This window comes from Enterococcus sp. DIV2384, assembly GCF_050534975.1.
Classification (GTDB): domain Bacteria; phylum Bacillota; class Bacilli; order Lactobacillales; family Enterococcaceae; genus Enterococcus; species Enterococcus faecalis.
Genome location: NZ_CP172905.1, coordinates 2,267,891 through 2,284,943 on the forward strand (window position 1 = coordinate 2,267,891; position 17,053 = coordinate 2,284,943).

17 protein-coding genes and 2 riboswitches are annotated in these 17,053 nt (G+C 39.8%); of the genes, 4 read left to right on the plus strand and 13 right to left on the minus strand.

Annotated features, from left to right (window positions below):
- Positions 1-7 precede the first annotated feature (7 nt).
- From IGK54_RS10835 to IGK54_RS10845, 3 genes are read right to left on the minus strand one after another with little or no spacing between them, the layout of a single operon-like run.
- Positions 8-661 carry a CbiQ family ECF transporter T component gene (locus IGK54_RS10835; protein ID WP_002359432.1) on the minus strand — a complete coding sequence of 218 codons (654 nt, stop codon included), beginning with the start codon at positions 659-661 and terminating at the stop codon, positions 8-10.
- Complete coding sequence (locus IGK54_RS10840) at positions 652-2,010, minus strand: ABC transporter ATP-binding protein (RefSeq protein WP_142957367.1); 1,359 nt, start codon at positions 2,008-2,010, stop codon at positions 652-654. The genes IGK54_RS10835 and IGK54_RS10840 overlap by 10 nt, the downstream gene beginning before the upstream one ends.
- Complete coding sequence (locus IGK54_RS10845; protein WP_002359429.1) at positions 2,007-2,570, minus strand: ECF transporter S component; 564 nt, start codon at positions 2,568-2,570, stop codon at positions 2,007-2,009. The genes IGK54_RS10840 and IGK54_RS10845 overlap by 4 nt, the downstream gene beginning before the upstream one ends.
- Before the next feature lie 104 nt (positions 2,571-2,674).
- Positions 2,675-2,765: riboswitch (TPP riboswitch) on the minus strand.
- Between the two features lie 178 nt (positions 2,766-2,943).
- On the opposite strand from IGK54_RS10845, the gene IGK54_RS10850 reads away from it, so the two are divergent.
- Together IGK54_RS10850 and IGK54_RS10855 are read left to right on the plus strand one after the other, a co-directional pair.
- Complete coding sequence (locus tag IGK54_RS10850) at positions 2,944-3,729, plus strand: TraX family protein (RefSeq protein ID WP_002356353.1); 786 nt, start codon at positions 2,944-2,946, stop codon at positions 3,727-3,729.
- Positions 3,730-3,893: 164 nt separating this feature from the next.
- A complete protein-coding gene (locus tag IGK54_RS10855) occupies positions 3,894-5,255 on the plus strand; it encodes an MFS transporter (protein WP_142957365.1) in 1,362 nt (453 codons plus the stop codon).
- A gap of 50 nt (positions 5,256-5,305) precedes the next feature.
- Here the strand turns inward: IGK54_RS10855 and IGK54_RS10860 are convergent, their stop codons facing one another.
- On the minus strand, positions 5,306-6,496 hold the full coding sequence (locus IGK54_RS10860; protein ID WP_002408818.1) for an MFS transporter: 1,191 nt from the start codon (positions 6,494-6,496) through the stop codon (positions 5,306-5,308).
- 144 nt (positions 6,497-6,640) lie between these two features.
- Here IGK54_RS10860 and IGK54_RS10865 point away from each other — a divergent pair, with 144 nt between their 5' ends.
- Positions 6,641-6,997: a winged helix-turn-helix transcriptional regulator gene (locus IGK54_RS10865; protein ID WP_002356348.1), complete on the plus strand. Its 357-nt coding sequence runs from the start codon at positions 6,641-6,643 to the stop codon at positions 6,995-6,997.
- A 92-nt stretch (positions 6,998-7,089) separates the two neighbouring features.
- Here IGK54_RS10865 and thiD read toward each other — a convergent pair whose 3' ends face one another.
- From thiD to galE, 8 genes are all read right to left on the minus strand, one after another.
- On the minus strand, positions 7,090-7,920 hold the full coding sequence (thiD, locus tag IGK54_RS10870) for a bifunctional hydroxymethylpyrimidine kinase/phosphomethylpyrimidine kinase (RefSeq protein ID WP_002419287.1): 831 nt from the start codon (positions 7,918-7,920) through the stop codon (positions 7,090-7,092).
- Complete coding sequence (gene thiE / locus IGK54_RS10875) at positions 7,917-8,552, minus strand: thiamine phosphate synthase (protein ID WP_010824853.1); 636 nt, start codon at positions 8,550-8,552, stop codon at positions 7,917-7,919. The genes thiD and thiE overlap by 4 nt, the downstream gene beginning before the upstream one ends.
- Positions 8,549-9,367, minus strand: coding sequence for a hydroxyethylthiazole kinase (locus tag IGK54_RS10880; protein ID WP_002372341.1), 819 nt, complete (start codon positions 9,365-9,367; stop codon positions 8,549-8,551). The genes thiE and IGK54_RS10880 overlap by 4 nt, the downstream gene beginning before the upstream one ends.
- Complete coding sequence (thiW, locus tag IGK54_RS10885; protein WP_002356342.1) at positions 9,351-9,839, minus strand: energy coupling factor transporter S component ThiW; 489 nt, start codon at positions 9,837-9,839, stop codon at positions 9,351-9,353. Before thiW ends, IGK54_RS10880 begins: the two co-directional genes overlap by 17 nt.
- 140 nt (positions 9,840-9,979) lie before the next feature.
- A riboswitch (TPP riboswitch) is annotated at positions 9,980-10,068 on the minus strand.
- Between the two features lie 147 nt (positions 10,069-10,215).
- Positions 10,216-10,530 carry a YbaB/EbfC family nucleoid-associated protein gene (locus tag IGK54_RS10890; protein WP_002382484.1) on the minus strand — a complete coding sequence of 105 codons (315 nt, stop codon included), beginning with the start codon at positions 10,528-10,530 and terminating at the stop codon, positions 10,216-10,218.
- Positions 10,531-10,550: 20 nt separating this feature from the next.
- Entirely contained in the window at positions 10,551-12,311 is a 1,761-nt protein-coding gene (gene dnaX, locus IGK54_RS10895) for a DNA polymerase III subunit gamma/tau (RefSeq protein WP_002395639.1), read from the minus strand.
- A 71-nt stretch (positions 12,312-12,382) separates the two neighbouring features.
- A complete protein-coding gene (locus IGK54_RS10900) occupies positions 12,383-13,633 on the minus strand; it encodes a UDP-glucose--hexose-1-phosphate uridylyltransferase (RefSeq protein WP_430602978.1) in 1,251 nt (416 codons plus the stop codon).
- Entirely contained in the window at positions 13,614-14,606 is a 993-nt protein-coding gene (gene galE, locus IGK54_RS10905) for a UDP-glucose 4-epimerase GalE (protein ID WP_010821078.1), read from the minus strand. The genes IGK54_RS10900 and galE overlap by 20 nt, the downstream gene beginning before the upstream one ends.
- 267 nt (positions 14,607-14,873) lie before the next feature.
- Between galE and IGK54_RS10910 the strand changes: the two genes are divergently transcribed.
- A complete protein-coding gene (locus IGK54_RS10910) occupies positions 14,874-15,041 on the plus strand; it encodes a DUF3042 family protein (RefSeq protein WP_002356337.1) in 168 nt (55 codons plus the stop codon).
- Between the two features lie 162 nt (positions 15,042-15,203).
- Here the strand turns inward: IGK54_RS10910 and IGK54_RS10915 are convergent, their stop codons facing one another.
- Entirely contained in the window at positions 15,204-17,042 is a 1,839-nt protein-coding gene (locus IGK54_RS10915) for an FAD/NAD(P)-binding protein (protein WP_430602980.1), read from the minus strand.
- Between the last annotated feature and the right edge of the window lie 11 nt (positions 17,043-17,053).

Sequence of the window (17,053 nt, forward strand, 5' to 3'; positions counted from 1 at the left end):
TTCTCCTTTACGTTAGAAAAATAAACAAATTTGTAAAAATGATGATCAAAATAGCAAGCCCAAGACTGACTTTTGCTGACACAAAATGCTCTTTTCGACTTCTGGTGGCTCCTTCTTCATAGCCATGGGCAGACATTGCTTCCGTATATTTATCTCGCCAAGAAACAGCAACGAGCAGTGTTTTAACATAAAGCATCGGCGACCAAAAATGAAACGTTTTGCCACGGAGTAGGCTTGCTTCTTTTAAATCATTAATTTCTCTTTTCACTTCCGGTAAGGCGTGAACCACCACTAAAATTCCATAAACAAAGTTTGGTGCTAGCCCCTTTTGTTCCAATAACAACAATAATTCTTCAAAATCAACGCCTACAGCAAAAGCTAGTCCTAAACCGGCAAAGGCATACGTTCGGCTAAACAAAAGCCAGGCTTGTTGACTACTCGTACCATGCAAATAAATAGACCAAAACGTCCCGATTGCTGGTAAAAGTGGCAAGAAAAATAACCAAAGCAGTAAGCGGGATTTTCGCTGGCCTATTAAAAAAATGATACAACCCATAAAAACCGCCAAATTTGCCAAAATTGACTGAGAAAAAGATAATTCAAAGGTCAAAATAAGAATCAAAGAAGCATAAATTGCTGCATTTGTTTGCTTTATTTGCATGTGGTTCCCTCCTGCCAGATAATCAGTTGTTGATGCAGCAATTCTATTCGGTAATTGCTCACGCCAGAGAGAGGTTCTAGCCGATGCGTGACGATTAGAAAATCTTGTTGCGCACTTTTTTCTTTGATCCATTCAACAAAATAATTGCATGCTCGCTCATCTAATCCAGCAAAAGGTTCATCTAAAAGTAAACAGTCCAAATCTAAGCTCAGCAAACTAATTAATTGCACCATCTTTTTTTGCCCTTCACTTAGTTGAAAAACACTGTGCTCTAGTTTTTCTTTTAAACCTAAAAAAGTTAAGGCTTCCTCTTGTTTTCTTCTTTTTTCTGCTGTCATGTTCTGACCAAACAAAAGCTCTTCTCGTAAAGTCAACGTGACAAACTGACGATTGGCTTGTTGCACCGCTAATGTCATGTGTTGATACAATTTTTTTGAAGCCCGCAAGCGGCGGCCTGCCAAGAACATTTTCCCTTGATATTTTTGTCTCTGAACGATGGCTTTTAATAAGGTGGATTTTCCCGCCCCATTTGGCCCCGTCAACGTGGTAATTCCTTTAAACAAAAGCGCTTCTTTTTCTTCAAGTAGCACTCGTTTTCCCTGAGACAAACGAAAATTTTTCAATTGGAGCATTGGTTGTTTTACCACAGAAGTTGTAAGCTGAAATGTCTGTGGTTTTGTTTTGATAAACGTCAACGGTTGCTTTTCAAACTGGCCATTTTTCAACGTGACGACTTGGTCCACAACATCAGCGTAATCGCTGAAATCGTGGTCGCACACCAAAATCGTTTTGCCTGCTTGATGGAGTCTTGCTAATATTTGAATAAATTGTTTTCGAGAGGTTGGATCAATACTTGCAAAAGGTTCATCTAATAAAAGAATATCTGGGTTCATTGCTAGCAGAACTGTCAACGCCGCTTTTTGTTTTTCACCACCAGATAACGTCGCTAATTCTCGTGTGAATAAGGTTTGAGTCTGAACAAGTTGAAGCGCTGTTTGGATTTTCCGGTTCATTTCTTCAGGCGGGATTCCTAGATTTTCTAAAGCAAAAATCAGTTCTCGTTCCAAGGTTTTCATTGTAAATTGTTGACTGGGGTTTTGAAACAGCATGCCAATTTTTTGCGCCTTTTCACGAGTTGATAATTGTCGGCGTTCCATTCCTTCAATCAAAATTTCTCCTTGGTAATCAAGCGGAGCAAATCCGGCAATCAATCGTAAGAGCGTTGATTTTCCACTACCACTATCGCCAATTAATAAGGAAAACGTTCCTTGAGGAATTGCTAAATTTGTCTTTTCAAACAAGGGTTGTTCTCGTGAAAAGGACACAGCTTTTAATTGGATACTATTCATTTTGCCTTCACAGCTAACCCTTGCGCAGACTGATACATTCGTAAAATAACCTTCGTTAAGAAAATACCAAAGAAACAAATAGAAACGAATCGAACGCTAATTAAAGCAATGTTCATCCCCAGACCGTAATTGCCATAACCAAACTTAAAGTATTCATACACATAACTAAAAATAGTCGTCCCAATCGCACTATAAAATAACGTTAGTGTATCGTACCGTTTGTAGCGTGTCACAAAAAAGCCACTTTCACTACCTAGGCCTTGAATCACACCAGAAATTAATACACTAGGTCCGAAATACGAACCATAAAGCATTTCTGCCAAAGCGGCTAAAACTTCCGCCAAAACAGCACTTCCCGCTCGTGGAATCAGCATCGCTGCAATTGGTGCCACCATGGTCCACATTCCAAATAAAAGCTCATTGGCAAATGGACTCAAGCCTAATGGTAACAGCGCAGCATTCAATAACGCATAGAGGAACCCTGCCCCCATAAAAACACCGCCAAACAAAAAGGCTAAAAAAGCGAGTAAGACGACTTGTTGCAATGACCATTTTTTCAATAAAAAAACTCCTTTCTCTTAACAAAAAGCAAAAGGAGTGACTTAAATAAACCCTGATAAAAGAAAACACACTCATCCTAGGACAGAATGAGTGCGTGAAAAATCAAAGTAAATCGGCATTTCCCTGCGACAGTACTAACTGCATCAGGTTCAATGGGTATCATCTCAGCCATAACAGCACCCCAAATGTTTTTTATTAAAATGTACTTTTACTATAGCATAGAATAATTATAAAAACTAGTCTTGGCACTTTTTTCTTTCATCAAAAGCTGAAGAAATCAAACAATTTTGTAAGATAACTGTTAGGCAAATAAATGGTTGGTTTTTCTGGACTTTGTTATATTGTTCTTTATGAAAGAGAGGCGTTTATACTATGGGTAAAACATTAACTGGCTTTCATTTGAAAGTCATTGGGGTTATTTCAATGGTCTTTGACCATCTATTGCAATTTTTTAGTTTTTTAGGCGTGCCTGGTTGGTTCGGATGGATTGGACGAATTGCTGCACCTATTTTCTTATTTGAAAGTTCTGAAGGCTTCATTCACACAAGCAATCGGCGAAAATACATGTTCCGGTTATTGTTAGGCTTCTGGATTATGGGGATTCTGAACGGCATTTTAAATGCGTATTTTTCAACAGGTGGCTTAATTATCAATAATATTTTTGGGACGTTATTTTTAGGTACGGTCTACATGCAGTCTATGGACTATTTTAAACAAAAACAAATTGGTAAAGGGCTTCTTTGGTTTATTGTGCCTTTATTAATCAGTGCCCTACCTCTCGTTGTTTTTAGTTCTCCAGACATATTAAGCAACCCTGCTATCTTAATTGGTTTCCAAATTTTCAATCTGATTGTGCCATCACTAATGATGACAGAAGGTGGGTTTTTATTTGTTCTCTTGGCCGTAGCTTTTTATTTATTCCATGGCAAAAAGTGGTTACAAATTTCAGCAATTGGCGTTGTTGCGTTGATTTCAGCAGCCAGCTATAATTTCCAAGAACTATTCGGGGTGAACCACCAATGGATGATGATTTTAGCAGCGATTCCAATTGTTCTTTATAATGGTGAAAAAGGCCGTGGCATGCGGAATTTCTTTTATATTTTCTATCCAGCTCACATTGCTATTTTTGCAATTATTAGTTTCTTCATGCAACGTTAATTATTTTCTGCTTGACGATTGCCTAAAAACTGTTTACAATGCAACATGTAAACAAATCGTACAGATAACACGCAAGTTGCGTGTCGAGAGAGAGGCGGTTTCTATTCTTAATAGAAACTGCTTCTATTTTTTTACGAAAAAATGAAAACTATAGAGGTGATTAAATGGAACAAAAAAACGTACGATTATTCCCTGCCGTTTTAGCGACAGGAATTATGTCTTTTGCTGGCGTATTAATTGAAACAGCAATGAATGTAACCTTTCCGACATTAACAAAGGAATTTGGTGTTTCCACCGGTACCGTGCAGTGGGTGACAACGATTTATTTATTAGTTATTTCTATCATGGTGCCCTTATCCAATTATTTATTAAAAACCTATTCGTTAAGACGCTTATTTATTGTTGCGAATCTTTTCTTTTTGATTGGTTTAGCGATTGATGTCTATTCGCCATCTTTCAGTATCTTGTTATTAGGCCGACTCTTCCAAGGGGCTAGCACTGGGATTGCTTTGCCACTGATGTTTCATATTATTTTGAACTTTACCCCGCTAGAAAAACGAGGAACGATGATGGGGGTAGGCACATTGACCACTTCAATTGCTCCAGCCATTGGTCCAACGTATGGTGGAATTTTAACATCTTCCCTATCTTGGCACGCCATCTTTTTATTCTTAATTCCTGTTTTACTGCTTTCTTTGTTTATGGGATTATCTGCTATTCCAGAAATACCTGTTAAAAAAACCACCACTCTTGATTTGGTTAGTTTAATTGGTATTGCCCTGTTATTTAGTGGTTTGTTGATGTTTTTAAGTAAAATTGGCACATTGTTTGGCTGGCTTTCACTCCTAGCAGCCGTTATTGGCTTTGTTATTTTTTATAAACGAGCAACGACCGCTGAACAGCCACTAGTACGTTTGACAATTTTAAAAAATCCCGCCTTTGTTTTATTTTTATGTGGCTTTTTAGTTTGTCAATTCTTATTGTTAGGTATTTCCTTTGTCTTACCAAACTTTGTTCAAATCGTCCTTGGAAAAAATGCGTTTGTAGCTGGGCTAGTCATGCTGCCAGGTGCTACAGTTGGGGCCATTTTGGCACCACTTTCTGGACGAGTGTTGGATCAATACGGCGCTAAAAAACCTATATTATTTGGCTTAAGTTTGGCGACAATCGGTTGGCTAGCTTTAACAATTTTACTAGAGATGCCTGTTTTATTAGGATTCGTCGCTGGACATGTTACCTATATGATTGGTCTAGGTTTTGCATACAGTAATATGATGACGACTGGTATGAGCTTGTTAGAGGAGAAAGATTTTGGCGACGGCAATACGTTATTTAATACACTTCAACAATTTTCTGGCGCTATTGCGACGGCCATTGTAGCGACGATTATTAATATCACTCAAGACCACGCAGATAATTTTGCTCAGGGGACAACGATGGGCTCCCTCATTTCTCTGATTTTCTTGTTAACCTTATTAGTAATTGTTTTAATTGCTTGCTGGAATTATTTCCGCAAAAAAGCTTAAAAAAAAGCAGCTGGTCAGTTCCGTAGTGACCAGCTGCTTTTTTTAGTTTTCTAAAGATAGTTGTTTTTTTGTTCTTCTTGCTTCCGAATATAAAGTACGAACAAGACAGCAATTAGCACGATAAAACCACCAAAAATCGGTGTATATGTTACTGATAAATGATCTGTGACCACCCCACCTGTCATTGAGCCGACGGTAATCCCAATATTAAAGGCTGCAATATTAAAAGCTGAGGCCAAAGTGATATCTTCTGGAACATACTTTTCCGCTAATTCTACAACATATAGTTGTAAACCAGGTACATTCATAAAGGCAAATAGACCCAACATCAAACTTGCTAATAAGCCTAGAAGACTGTTATCCATTAAAACAGTAATGAATAAAAAGACTAAGGACAGAATTAATAAGCTAAACATTTTTACTAACGAATCTAAAGGTTTTTTATTTGCCCAGTGACCACCTACTGTATTGCCAATTGCGACCATTACGCCATAAACAACTAAAATAATCACTACCGCGTTGGCTGAAAAGCCTAAATTTTCCAATAACGGTGACAAGTACGTATATGCAGCAAACGTTCCACCATAACCAAAAGCAGTAATTAGAAAAGATAAAACGAGGGGTTTGTTCGTAAAAATCCGCGTGATTCCTTTTAAGTCAACCTTCCCTGGTATCGGTAAATTTTTGGGAACTAAAAAATAACTAGCAATCAGTCCCACCAAGCCAATACTGGCTATAAAAAGAAAGGACATATGCCAAGCTGTTTGTTGCCCAATAAACGTCCCTAAAGGTACACCAGTCACTGTTGCAACCGTTAAGCCCGTAAACATAATAGCAATGGCGCTGGCACGACGTGATGGCGGCACAACATCTGCGGCGATGACAGTCGAAACAGACATGAAAATGCCATGCGCCAATGCAGAAAGTATCCGCCCTACCAATAAAATAATAAACGTTGGCGCAAACGCAGCAATTAAATTCCCACTAATGAAAAGAAGCATAATCCCCAGCATTAATGAGCGACGATTCCATTTTCCTGTCAAAATTGTTAATAACGGCGCCCCAATCGTCACACCTAAAGCGTACAAAGAAACAGTCAAACCTGCTTGGGAAAGACTAATATGAAAACTTTTAACAATCATTGGTAATAAACCCACACTAATAAATTCTGTTGAACCGATTGCGAAAGCATTGATAGCTAATGCAAAGAGCGTTAAATTTGGTGAAATTTTCTTTTCCATTCTCTTCCTCCTAAAAAACATTTGAATTTCAACAAAAATTACTATATACTAAGATTGAATTTTTGATAAGTACCTACTTTTTTGTATCATAGGTACCTTTTAGTAACTTTTGTTTATTATCAACCTATTAAGGAGGAATGTTTTTTGGAAACTCGTACATATGCGATTGGTGTCGAAGCAACGATGGATGTTATTGGCGGTAAATGGAAACCAATTATTCTGTGTAATTTACGGCACGGCGCCATGCGCCCCAGCGATTTAAAACGCGGTATTACTGGCATTAGTCAAAAAATGCTGACACAACAATTACGGGAACTCGAAGAAGACAACATTATCGAGCGAAAAGTATACAACCAAGTTCCACCAAAAGTCGAATATTATTTAAGCGATTATGGTCAAAGCCTCTCTGCTGTCTTAGATAACTTATGTAATTGGGGAGAATCCCACGTGGCTCATTTGCAAGAACAAGGCCAAGAAATTTATTTAAAATGTGAAGATTAGTGAACAAAACGTTTATAAACTATATTAAGAGGGAGCTTTAAGCTATTTAGAGCCTGGGGAAAAATCATTTTAGATTTTTCCCCAGGCTCTTCTTATGCTTTAATAACTTGAATATCTTGCGTTAATTGGGCCCAATGATTAGTGGGTCCGTGGCCATGTCCAACAGAAATTGCTTGGCTAATGGCCCCTTGTATAAACTGTTTGCCAATCACAATCGCCGCTTCTAACGGCGTGCCTTTTGCTAATTCGGCTGCGATACACGCTGAAAAAGTATCTCCTGTTCCATGAGTATTTTTTGTTACAACTCGCGGTGCACTTAGCCAAAAGCTCGAACCGTCTTCCATTAATACATAATCAGCCGCTTGTTGATTTGTGCTATGTCCGCCTTTCATAATAATATTTTTTGTGCCCAATTGCTGTAATTTTTTTGCTGCGGTCTGCATTTCTTGTTCTGTCTTGATGGTCGTCTCTAGTAAAACTTCCGCTTCTGGTAAATTAGGTGTCACGACCGTTGCTAATGGCAACAGTTGCTCTTTAATCGTTTGAACTGCCTCAGCTTCTAACAAATGATGTCCACCTTTAGCCACCATTACAGGATCGACAATCAACGGACCAAAATCAACTTTTTGCAAATTGCGAACAACAGCTTCGACACGCTCACTATCTGCTAACATCCCCGTTTTCGCTGCCCCAATTTTAAAATCAGCCGCCAAAGATTGGAATTGTGCATCAATAAATGAACTAGGAATCGGCAAACTTTCTTGCACGCCATACGTATTTTGTGCCGTCAATGCAATGACAATATTTAAGCCAAATGCCTGCCGTGCTTGAAATGTTTTTAAATCTGCTTGCATGCCAGCTCCCCCACCAGAATCAGAACCAGCAATCGTGACTACTTGTGGGGTCAAATTATATTCGGTCATTTTCTCGCCTCCAACATTCGCTCCGTTACACGCATCAACCCTTGAACTTTCTCGGCTATCTGTTCAGCCAGCATAATTTCACTGACCAGTGAAACACCAGCCACTCCCGTTCCCATAAGTTGTTCTATATTTTCTTCTTTGATCCCACCAATCGCCACAACAGGAATCGTGACTGCTGCAGCAATTTCAGAAAGTGTCTGCAAAGAAGTTAACGGACTGTCCTTAGTCGTTGTGGGGAAAATTGCGCCCACGCCTAAATAATCGGCGCCCTCGTTTTCCGCTTCAACTCCTCGTGCCACCGTTTTGGCTGAAACACCTACGATTTTTGTGGACCCAACCAGTTTTCGCACAAGAGCAACCGGTAATTCATCATCCCCTATATGCACACCTGCCGCATCCACTGCCAAGCAAATATCGACACGGTCATTAATAATCAACGGAATCTGATACGCATCTGTTACCGCTTTAACTTTCACTGCTAATTCGTAAAAGCGCCGTGTTGACACTTCCTTTTCACGCAGTTGGACCAATGTCACTCCACTGCGACAAGCAGTTTCAATTCGGTTTAAAAATTCAGTATCACTAAAATCATACCGACCTGTCACCAAATAAACTTTCAATTGCTCTCTCATAGCACTCGTCCTTTCACCGCCTCAAACCAATCCTTCTCCTTCATTAAAAGAGATAACTGATTTAACGTATTTTGGCGAAAATCGGCCAGCCCTTGGCTCTTAGTCTTGGCTTTTTCTCCGCAAAGATTAAAATAGCTCACTGCGGCTACTGCCGCAGTCATTGGCGCGTTGCCTTCACCTAATAAAGCGGCAACTAATGCGCCGACTAAATCGCCCGTGCCAGTGAAACAATCCAACTCAGGCACGCCATTTTGTAAGACAATCACTTGCTCTTGGTTAACCAAAACATCTTGAATCCCTGTTGCTAAAAATACCGTCTGGGGAAACTTTTGCGTTTGTTGACGTAAAGCCTGAATCAGTTCCTCAATTGCTTCTTCACTTTGATCCAAAGGGCTGCCATCTACTCCTCGACCATGACTCACCAACTGGCAAAAAGTCCGCATTTCTGAAAGATTCCCTTTCACAACGGTTGGCTGATTGTGCACCAGCTTTTCCCCGACTTCATTTCGAATATCACTGGCGCCATAACCGACTAAATCGACTACGGTCGGTTTAGTCACTTGCCGAGCATAATCACTAGCTGCTAACAAGCTCTGCTCTCGTTCTTGTGATAAATGGCCTAAATTCAAAACCAAAGCACTGGTTTGCTGAAACAACTGCGGAAATTCCCGGGGATCATCTGCCATAATGGGCTTAGCATCAATATAAAGTAATGCATTCGCCATAGACTCACACGTAATTTCATTCGTAATGCACTGAATTAATGGTGCCGTTGTCAGTGGAAAAATCGTTTCAAACTTAACGCTTGTTTTCATAAAAGTACCCTCCTAAAAATAATTCCTGTGTTTGTTTAAATACCCGAGTTTCTTTCAGTTTTACTAAGACAAGCCAAGCAATCACTGAACCAATCAGTGTGGCACCAATAAATCGTGGTGTATAAATGAACCAATAAAAATTCTGCTTACTGCCAGTAAACCAAACCATTACAGGATAGGACAATAACGAGCCAATGATGCCTGTACCAAAAATTTCTCCTAGCATCGACCAGCCTAATTTTTGTCCCCATTGATAAAATAAACCAGCAAAAAACGCGCCAAAGACGGCACCTGTTAACGCTAATGGCGGAATACCTAAGAACGTCATACGGATTAAGCCGCAGACAAGTGCCATGAGCGTTCCGTAAAGAGGACCTAATAAAACTCCGGCAATAATGTTCATGACACTGGACATAGGGGCCATTCCCTCAATTCGCATTAACGGCGATAATACGACGTCCATCGCAATCATTAAAGCTAGTAACGTAACTCTGTGGATTCGATTTTTTTCCACGTAAAAAAACTCCTTTCTGCGAGAAGCAAAAGGAGGCGCGACTGAAAAAGACAGAAAAACCCAACCACAAATAAACGTAGTTGGGTGCAATAATCGGTCAAAATTTCAAGACATTTCCCTGCGCCAGTCCTAACTGTTTCAGGTTCCATGGGTATAATCTCAGCTAATAGCACCCCAAATGTTTCTCTTCAATTGGCTTTAGTATAGCATAGTTTTTTGGAAGCGACTACTAAAATTGCCAAAGAGTTTTCCCACAAAAATAGAAAAAACGTCATGCCCAAAAAGTTCGATTTTTTGGGCATGACGTTTTTCATACTTTCGTTTGTCTTATTTTTTAGAATCCTGGCATTCCTTTGGTGTATTTACCTAAAGTTGCTTCGGTTTCTTTTTCAATTTTTACTAACGCATCGTTGACAGCCATAATGACTAAATCTTGTAACATATCAACGTCTTCAGGATCAACCACGTCTTCTTTAATGGTCAAATCTTTCATTGTGCGATCACCAGTAAAGGTCGCTGTCACAAGTTGATTGGTTGCTTCACCGATAAATTCTTTTTCATTTAGCGCTTCTTGCGCTTTGGCCATTTCTTTTTGCATTTTTTGTACTTGTTTCATCATGCCTTGCATGTTGCCCATTCCTCGCATCATAATTCCTCTACTCCTTCGTATTAATCATCTAGTACTTCGACAAGCTCTTCACCAAACATAGCGATTGCTTCATCTACTACTGGATTTTCTTGTGAATGTTCATTTGTTACAGGCGGTTCGTCCGCTAGACGAGCCATTTCATTTTCAGGTTCAGAATGATTCAAACTGCCCTGATTTTGGTTAATAAAACTTTGTCTTAGTTTTGGCCAGCTTTCTCTAGTAATGCAGACCATCTCTGGTGTATAGTCCATCAAACGGCTTAAATTATTATTGAAAGCTAACTGCATCTCTTCATCGTCTGTTGCACGAGCACAAACAATCTCATAGTCAAATGCCACCACGATGCCCTTAGGACTCGCCGCGACAGGTTCACTAGCCTTTAGCATCGCTCGTTGAGTCACAGATAATGTTTGCAGTAAGTCTTCCCAGACATTTTTCACATTCATTAAATGTGTTCTTGTCGCTTCATTTAAGACTTGATATACCCGTTCTGTGGGTACGCGGAACGAACTTTTTGGCGCTTGTGGTCGTGCTTGTTGACGTGGCGCATCTGCTTCTTTGGCAGCTACACCGTGTTTCTTTAATTCAGCCAGTTCTTTCTTCAGTTGCCCGATTTGATTTTGTAAATCTGCTAATTCTGGATTTCCCTCTGCACTACCACCTTGATTAGTTGTTTCTGGCGTGTTGTGTTTATTGGGTTGCACCGTTTTAGCTAATTTGACAGTGGCTACTTCCAGATAGATATTCGCATTGTTGGTAAAGCGGATCTCATTTTGTGTGTCACTTAAAATTTGGATTAGTTGGTAGATTTTTTCAGCAGGCGTTTGTGTAGCTAGTTCCTTAAATGCTTCTGTCAAAGTGCCTGCTTTTTCTGCTAATAACTTCGGTGCTTGCTGATACATCAGTAAATCTCGACAATATAATAACAAATCTTCTAAGAAACGGCGCGCTTCTTTGCCTTCGCCTAAAATACTTTCCAAACCTTCTAATGCTCGTTCAACATCACCAGCGACACAACACTGAATATAATGATCCATCATTTCATAGGTTAGGCTGCCTGTCACTTGCATTGCATCTTCCAGTGTTACTTTTTCATCACTAAATGAAATCGTTTGATCCAAGATACTCAAGGCATCTCGCATCCCACCTTCCGCAGCACGCCCAATCACATAAAGGGCTTGTTCCTCATAATCGAGAGCCATTTCCTGCATGATATGGGCCATATGATCGACGATATCTTGCGTACTAATTCGCTTAAAATCAAAGCGTTGCGTCCGTGAGATAATCGTTAACGGAATCTTGTGTGGTTCAGTCGTTGCTAAGATAAAAATAACATTTTGTGGCGGTTCTTCCAAGGTTTTTAAAAGTGCATTGAACGCGCCTGTTGATAGCATATGAACTTCATCAATAATATAAACTTTGTACTCGGCTTGTGTCGGTGCATACTTTGCTTTATCACGAATATCACGGATTTCTTCCACGCCATTATTACTCGCCGCATCAATTTCAATGACATCATTTAAACGACCTTCCGTAATGGCTACACAGGTTTCACAAACATTACAAGGTTCACCATCTTGACTATGTTTACAGTTAATCGCTTTAGCGAAAATTTTTGCGGCACTGGTTTTACCTGTACCACGAGGGCCAGTAAATAAATAGGCATGAGATGTTTTCTTTTGCACTATCGCATTTTTCAGTGTCTGAGTAATTGCTTTTTGTCCTACTACGTCATCGAAACGTTGTGAACGCCAGACCCGATAAAGTGCTTGATAAGCCATTTTTTACCCTCCCTTATTTTTCATTCTTATCTATTATACGTGATTTTTAATCATTCGGCATCTTTTTTCTTTTAACAAGTCACTGGTGCAACCATTGCTAAAAAAGCCGCTTTTCCTTCACTTGTTTCTGCAAACGCACTGGCTTCTTTTAGTCGCTGTTGATACGCTGAAGCGACAGTTTCAAGCGCCTGCGTTTTCTGATTGCTCCAAGTCGTTAAACCTTGGACTTCCGCTAACGTTAACGAAGGCTTTGCTTGAGGTCGACTAAAAATTAAGTCCATGACATATAAAAGTTCTTTTCGTCGTGCAACGATTTGTATCTCATCCGTGGGCAGTTTCAGCATTTGCCATTGCTCAAAAATATCATTTGCGGCTTGGGCAACTTCTGACGCATTCGGTCCCTCTAAGCGAAATGTCGCAACTGGCCAATTCACCATTCCTGCGTTGATTAAAGGATAGTTAGCTAACTCAACATATTCTGAAATGCTCGCTTCGGCTAATGGAAATTGTTGCAAACCCGTTTGATAATAGACATGCTCATTTTGTTCAAAGTCAGCATCAATCCCAGCAAAATAATGAGGAAAGACCTCAACAATTTTCAACAATTGCTGAAAAGTCTTAACTGAACGTTTCGCTGCCTGATGTTTTTCAAACGCAATCACACCTTGTTGCTGATATTGTGCCTGTTTTACAAAGGAAAACCCCCAGCTTTCGCCATCTAAGTTCATTCGAATCACTCGATGGTTCGTAGTCGCAGGAAATTGCTGACTTCCCTGGTAGCCTTCTGTTGCCATGCACCATTCACAGCGGGGATAGCTTTGTGCAGAGAGCGTTGCTTTTGACGCCTCACTGTGGACCTTATTTGCTAAAAAATCACCATAGACTGTTGAAAAAACAACAGGTTCTTCCTGTTCAATGACCGTACCGTTTTTTTGACAAAGTTGGTAAAAATACTCGGTAGCCTCTTGTGGCTCTTTAGCATAATGTTGTGCAAAAAAAGCATTAACCACAGAAGGTGGCGGTGTTAACAAATCCATCAATTGCACCATGAACTGTTCTTTTTGTTGCTCTGTTTTTACAAGTTGGTTGGCACTCGCAACTTGACACAATTGTTCCGCCAAATCAGCGGCGGGTGTTGCCACAGGCCGTATGTCTACTTCGCCTAATTCTTGTTCACCAATCATTGATAATAAACGGTTCTGAAGATATAAGCGATCCAATTCCATCCAACCACCTGCTTGAATAGCAAGTGTGGTAAAATCGGCAATCCTTTGACTCGTGGTCATCGATTCATTCCTCCTATTACTTTTCTTGATATCCATGTGGATGAGCTTGGTGCCATTGCCAAGCGGTGGCGATAATGTCCTTGACCTCAGTTACTTCTGGTTGCCAGCCTAAAACTCGTTTGGCTTTTTCACTAGAAGCAATTAACGTACTAGGATCCCCTGCTCGGCGTGGCGCGATTGTCGCAGGAATTTCTTGACCTGTCACTTCGCGAGCAGCATCTAACATTTCTTTAACAGAATAGCCGTTGTTGCTTCCCAAGTTAAAGACGTCACTTTCGCCGCCATTTTTCAAGTATTCTAAAGCCAAAATATGTGCTGCAATCAAGTCTTCAATGTAAACATAATCTCGAATGCACGTGCCATCTGGTGTATCATAATCATCCCCAAAAATACTTAGCTCTGCTCGTTGGCTTAATGCCACTTGTAAAATAATTGGCACAATATGCGTTTCTGGCGTGTGATCCTCACCAATTGAGGCATCTTTTTTTGCTCCTGCAACATTAAAATAACGCAAAGCAACATATTTCATTCCATAAGCGTTGTCGCACCATTTCATGATTTTTTCCATCATTAATTTACTTTCCCCATACGGGTTTTTAGGATTCGTTGGTGTTTCTTCTGTAATAGGCATTGCTTTTGGTTCGCCATAAGTGGCCGCTGTGGAAGAAAAAACAATATGTTTCACTCCAAATTCTTGCATGACTTCCAAGGCAATTTGAGTGCCGTGAACATTGTTATTGAAATACATTAACGGTTTCTCCACGGATTCTCCTACTAAAGAATTGGCCGCAAAGTGCAACACCCCTTCAATTGATTCTTTTTCAAAGACGCTACGTAAAAAAGCTTTATCACGAATATCGCCTTCATAGAAAGTCGCTTGTTCATGAACGGCTGAACGATGCCCCGTTAATAAATTATCAACAACAACAACGGCATATCCTTTTGAAATTAATTGATCAACGGCATGTGAGCCGATGTAGCCTGCGCCACCTAATACTAAAATAGACATAAATACGCTCCTTTTACTCCCTAATTTCTTTTTCTATTGTACCATTAAATAAGGTTTACTTCTGAATTATTTCATTTTGTAAACAGGATTTAATTTGGCCATTTCTCCTTATTCATTTTTCCTATAAAAATACAGAAAAGACTTGGTAAATTTTAACAAATCTCTAAATTAGTCGTAGAGTTTATGAAAAATCATTGTAACTATTGGATTTTTTTGCTTTTTTCCGTCATAATAGAAACAAATACAATTTGAAAGAAGGAATGAACGATGAAAAAATTTGTATCAGGTATGTTAGTCGGTACTGCTATCACAGTTGCTGCTTTAGCCGGTGTGGCTACAACTATTAAAAAAACAGTCATTGATCCAATTGAAGAAAAAGAAGATATGATTGAAGAAAACCGTAAAAAAGCGATGCGTAAACGTATTGCACGTTAAAAAATAGCTGTGACGTTGAGATAAAAAATCTAACGCCAAGAAATCAACAGAAGCGCTTCTGGCTCTGTTGATTCTCTTAAGCATAACAAGTGGTCATCCATCAAAGCGATGGATGACCACTTGTTATGCTTTCTTTTTTACCAAAGGAGCTGACTATTTTTCTTAACTATTAAAAATAGTAGCAGTAATCCGATCCATATCACGCATATTCCAAGGATCCACACCAGGACGAGCTGCAGCGGCTGTTAACCAATGAATACCTTCTGTTGGAATACCACAACTAAAAAGGCCTGTCGCCACCTGTCCACCTTTTGTGATGACTTGATTCGTGGCAGGCACAATCAAGAGTGCGCCTGTTTTGACTATTTGACCATCAGCTAATGCCAGTTGATGAAGCGTAGCTAGCTTATCGGCTAACAACTGCCTCGTTAAAGGATTCAAACTTTTTTCATTATTAACTTTGGGAATGCGTGCTTCAATTAAAAAGTGACTATTATACCGATTTTCCGGAAATAAATTAGCATAAGTAATAAATTGACCCGCTTTCATTTCGACACGCATTTCTGGCCCCAGAATCGTGACTAATCCCAGTTCAACTAACGCCTGTAGCTCTTCTGTTCTTTCAACAGAAGGTCCCACTGACAAAAAGGTATTCAACGGGGTAAACCAATGCCACAACCACTTTTGACTCTCGTCATTCGTTAATAACCCTTCATCCAAAACAAAGCGAATCTGATCTCTTAAATCTTTTAAACTGTCTAAAGCAGTGGTCAAAGGACCGCTAAGATTGCCTTTCTCTGCTTCTTGAATATCCCATTTTAAATACTCTAGTAAAAACGACCGAAAACTTTCATGAGTGGTTTTCTTTGTTTCAGGATGTTCTAACGCTTGCCAATCAAACCAATCTTGTTTTTCAAAGTGGTCTAAGCTTTCCGACGCTCCCTTGGTTTGAATAAACAGCTGTTGAAAGGCCTCTTTAGAAAGATGCGGATATTTTTCTTCGATTAAGCAAGTGTAATACACATATTCCACTTCTTTTTTTAAATACCAAAAAAACTCTGCACCTGTAACCTGTCCTTTTTTACGACATTCAGCTAAATACGTTTCGGTTAAAAAAACAGGCTGATAGGTTTCCCCGTAACCTTTTTGATTAATCCCTCGAGGATGAGAAGGAAAACCGCGACCAGAACCAGCAATAATAATAGGCTCTCTTCCAGAAGGTTCATAACGTAAGCGGCCATTTTGACGAGAAAAAACACCCCCGCGGCCAATCGTCAAGGCAGATAAATAGTCAAAAAATGCCAAACCTAAGCCTTTTAACACAACGGGTTGTTTTGCGGGTATATTGGCAAGTGCCAATAAAGCATCCGCCGCATTTTTAGGAGAAGAATAAAACAAACGATGCTCCTTGGCGTAGTCCGCAAGCTCTTGTTCAACAGTCGTTAATTCATTTTCTTGGTGACCCAAAGCTAAAATTACTTTGTCTGCCGTAAACTCAATGGATTGGGTATACACATAATAGTTATCCTCTCCTGCTCGCACAGCAGTTACTGGCTCTTTAAAAAACGTCAGCGATGTTTGTTCGTTACACCGCGTGGCTAAATACGTATAAAACCATTTTTGGTACATGCCATAAAAAGCCCTCGAGCAGTGATCATTCGGTCCAAGGCGATGACATTCTTTCAACAACTCAAGATAATTATAGGGTTGTTGCTGTTGAATGTACTGCGCAGCTTCTGTTTGGGTCCATTCATAGAGAGTGGGGCCCTTGACAATTGGTCCTTCGCCACTAAAAGATTCATCTGTAAATAAAGTGACTTGACTAATCACGGTGTTCATTAATAAATAATTAGGTTGCTCTGCTCGCCAAATTTTCCCACCTGGACCGTATGGATCAAACAATGTGAGCTGAACATTTATTTCCGTTTTACGAGCCCATTCAATGACTCGTTCTGCAGCTGATAAGCCTCTGGGTCCAGCACCTACAATTGCAATTTTCATCCAATCACCTA